We start from the raw sequence: 3,731 nt of genomic DNA, 5'->3' as shown, positions 1-3,731 counted from the left end.
ACGGCCGGAGCGCGGCCGCGACCGCGGCGCGTGGTGCGGCCAGCGCGCGGGCGGCCTCGGGGTCGCGCAACGCGTGGGCGGTGAACTCGGCCTGGACGACCCGCCAGCGACGGTCGTCGGGGAGGTGGTCGAGCACCGCCGAGACCAGCTCGGCCACCGAGGCGGTCGTGACCTCGCCGACCTCGGCCGCGGCGACGCGGATCCGCTCGACCACCTCGGCGGTCCGACGCTCGTACAGCTCGACGAACACCTCGGTGAGGCTCGCGAAGTTCGAGTAGAACGCCCCGCGGGTGAAGCCGGCCGCGGCGCACACGTTGTCGACCGTCGCGGCGCCGAACCCCTTCTCGGCGAAGACCTCGGTGGCCGCCTCGAGCAGGCGGTCGCGGGTCGCCCGACGGCGGGGTGTGACGGGACGATCAGCCACGGTGGGCACAGCGCTTCCTCCGGATGAGTACATTTCTGTATCGGATACAGGAACGTATCCATCGATCGTAACCGTCCGCGGACGGAGTGGGAGCAGCGACATGAGTGAGACGAGCACCGGTACCGGCCGGCACGAGGCGCCGGAGGAGCCCCGCGGGTTCGGGGAGGACCTGCGCGACGCGCTCGCGCCCCGCACCGTCGCGCTGGTCGTCGCGGTCCTGCTGCTGCAGATCGGCTTCGTCCTGAGCTACGTCGGAGCCTTCCACGCGCCGACCCCGTCCGACGTGCCGGTGCGGATCGTCGGCCCGGCCGCGGCCACCCGGCCGTTCGTCACTGCGGTCGAGGGCACCGACGGGCACCCGCTCACCGCGACGGCCACGACCGACCGCGCCGCCGCCGAGGCGGCGTTGCGGGACGGGTCGACGTCGGCGGTGCTCGTGGTGGACCCGTCCGGGACGAAGGACACGCTGCTGGTCGCGTCGGGCGGGGGAGCCTCGGTGGCCACGGCGGTCGAGACCGTGGTGCAGGCCGCCGAACAGCAGCAGGGCCGCACGGTCACCGTCGACGACGTCGTGCCGCTGCAGGACGGCGACGCCCGCGGACTCACCGGGTTCTACCTCGTGGTCGGGTGGTTGGTCGGCGGGTACCTCATGGCCGCGATCATCGGCGTCGCCAAGGGGGCTCGTCCGTTGACGCCGCGCCGGGCGGGGTTCCGCCTCGGAGCGGTGCTGCCGTACGCGGTGGCTTCGGGGATCGGCGGGGCGGTCGTGGTCGGGCCGGTGCTGCACGCCCTCGACGCCCCGTTCCTCGCGGTCGCGGGTGTCGGCGCGTTGCTGGTCGCCGCTGCGGCCACGGTGACGATGGCGTTCCAGACCCTGCTGGGCGTGATCGGGATCGGCGTCACGGTCCTGGTGTTCGTGGTGCTCGGCAACCCGAGCGCGGGTGGTGCCTACCAGTCGTCCCTGCTCCCGCCGTTCTGGCGCGCGATCGGGCCGGTGCTCCCCAACGGCGCCGGCGTCGACGTGGTGCGCCGGATCGCCTACTTCGGCGGCGCCGGCGTCACCTCGCCCCTGCTCGTCATCGTCACGTGGCTGGTCGCGGGGGCGGCGGTGACGGCGGCGGCTGTCGTGGTGCGTCAGAAGCGCAAGCCCCCGGCGACAGCGATGCCGTAGGACACGGTGGGTCGAGACGACACGCCGGGGAGGCGGCTCAGCTGAAGGTGTAACGCAAGGCGCTCTCGACGTCCGTGTGCGTGAAGACGAACCCCGCTGCCGCCAGCTTCTCGGGGACCGCCCGCTGACCGGTGAGCACACCTTCGTCGGCGAACTCCCCGAGCACCAGACGCAGGGCGAAGGCGGGCACCGGGATGACCTCGGGGCGCCGCAACACCCGGCCGGTGACGGTCGCGAACTCGCGGTTGGTGACCGGGCGCGGGCCGGTGAGGTTGACCGGGCCGGACAGGTCGTCGTTCTCGAGCACGAAGCGGATGGCGTCGATCTCGTCGACGAGCGTGATCCACGGCCAGTACTGCCGGCCGTTGCCCAGCGGCCCCGCGAGGCCGAGCTTGGCGAGCGGGGCGATCCGGCCCATGAGACCACCCGAGGGCGCGAGCACCAGGCCGGTGCGCAACGTCGCGACGCGCGCGCCGGCGTCGGAGGCCTGCGTGGTGGCGCCTTCCCAGCGCTCGACCAGGCCGGCGAGGAAGCCCTTGCCCTTCGGGCCGTTCTCAGTGGTGAGGGTGTCGCCGGTGTCGCCGTAGTACCCGACGGCCGAGGCCGAGACGAAGGTCGCCGGGCCGTCGCCCTCCGCTCGCAGCGACGCGATCGTTGCAGCCAGCAACGACGTCGGATCGAGGCGGGACTCCACGAGCGTCTTCTTGTAGGAGTCGGTCCACCGCTTGTCGCCGACACCCGCGCCGGACAGGCCGACCACGGCGTCGGCGCGGCGCAGCACCTCCGGGTCGAGCTCGCCACGCTCGGGGTGCCACTCGGCCTGCTGCTCCGAGTTCGGAGGTCGCCGGACCAACCGGGTCACCCGGTGGCCGGCGGCCTCGAGTTCGGTGCGGAGCTTGGTCCCGAGCAGGCCGGACGCGCCGGCGAGAACGATGTGCACGTTCCCTGCTTACCCGCGCCAGCGCATCCGGCGGCGGCGTCGTCGCCCGGGTCTCAGTTGAGCCCGAGTTCGGCCTCGAAGCTGCCCTTCTCCAGCCGTGCCTTGACCGTCCCGAGGAAGCGGGCGGCGTCGGCGCCGTCGACCAGACGGTGGTCGTAGGTGAGCGCGAAGTACACCATCGACCGCACGGCGATGGTCTCGCCGAAGGCGGGGTCGGACAGCACGACCGGGCGCTTCACGACGGCGCCGGTGCCGAGGATGCCGACCTGCGGCTGGTTGATGATCGGGGTGTCGAACAGCGCCCCGCGGCTGCCGGTGTTGGTGAGGGTGAAGGTGCCGCCGCCGAGTTCGTCCGGCGTCACCTTGTTCGTGCGGGTGCGCTCGGCGAGGTCGGCGATCTTGCGGGCGAGGCCGCCGAGGTTGAGGTCACCGGCGTCGTGGACGACCGGAACCAGCAGACCGCGTTCGGTGTCGACGGCGACGCCCAGGTGCACGGCGTCGTGGTAGGTCACGGTGCCGGCGTCGGTGTCGATCGAGGCGTTGACGTTCGGGTGTTCCTTGAGCGCCTCGATGGTCGCCATCGCGAAGAACGGGTTGAACGACAGCTTGACGCCCTCGCGGGCGGCGAAGTCGGCGCCCGCACGCTCGCGCAGCCGGGCCACGGTGGTCACGTCGATCTCGACGACCGTGGTGAGCTGGGCCGAGGTCTGCAGCGACTCGACCATGCGGGCGGCGATGACCGAACGCAGCCGGGAGATCTTCTCGGTGCGGCCACGGGCCGGCTTCGGCGCCGGCGCGGGTGACGCCGCGGCCGCCTCGGGGTTCGAGGCGGTCGGGGCAGGGGTCGACTGCGAGGCGTTGACCTCGCGGGTCTGCGAGGCCGGCGCGGACGACGCCATCGACGGCGCGCTCGGCGCGGGCTGCGGCGCGGCCTGCGGTTCGGGTTCCGGAGCCGGCGCGGGTGCTGCGGCCAGGACGTCGGACTTGCGGATGCGGCCGCCGACGCCCGTGCCCTGCACGGTCGACAGGTCCACGCCGCGCTCGCTCGCGAGCTTGCGCACGAGCGGCGTGACGTACGCGCCGCCGTCGGAGTCGTCGTCGGACGCCGGGGCGGTGGCCTGCTGGGTCGCGCCGCCGTCGGCCGTCGGCGCGGTGGGCTCGGCCGCGGCGTTGGCCGGAGCCGGGACGTCCGCGGG

The 3,731-nt window shown here is 73.5% G+C and carries 4 protein-coding genes; 1 reads left to right on the top strand and 3 read right to left on the bottom strand.

The window, feature by feature from the left end; all coding sequences use genetic code 11:
* Nucleotides 1–424, bottom strand: a 424-nt coding sequence (locus ACXR2U_RS23925; RefSeq protein ID WP_458827601.1) for a TetR/AcrR family transcriptional regulator, incomplete at its 3' end; no start/stop codon positions are given.
* Nucleotides 425–524: 100 nt separating this feature from the next.
* Between ACXR2U_RS23925 and ACXR2U_RS23920 the strand changes: the two genes are divergently transcribed.
* Nucleotides 525–1,595: a DUF3533 domain-containing protein gene (locus ACXR2U_RS23920; RefSeq protein WP_458827600.1), complete on the top strand. Its 1,071-nt coding sequence runs from the start codon at nt 525–527 to the stop codon at nt 1,593–1,595.
* A gap of 37 nt (nt 1,596–1,632) precedes the next feature.
* Here the strand turns inward: ACXR2U_RS23920 and ACXR2U_RS23915 are convergent, their stop codons facing one another.
* Nucleotides 1,633–2,535: a TIGR01777 family oxidoreductase gene (locus ACXR2U_RS23915; RefSeq protein WP_458827599.1), complete on the bottom strand. Its 903-nt coding sequence runs from the start codon at nt 2,533–2,535 to the stop codon at nt 1,633–1,635.
* Nucleotides 2,536–2,588: 53 nt separating this feature from the next.
* Nucleotides 2,589–3,731: 2-oxo acid dehydrogenase subunit E2 (locus ACXR2U_RS23910; RefSeq protein WP_458827598.1), on the bottom strand; the 1,143-nt coding region annotated here is incomplete at its 5' end.

The sequence above is a fragment of the Jatrophihabitans sp. YIM 134969 genome (assembly GCF_054456675.1).
This window is presented reverse-complemented; position numbering and strand designations above follow the sequence as displayed.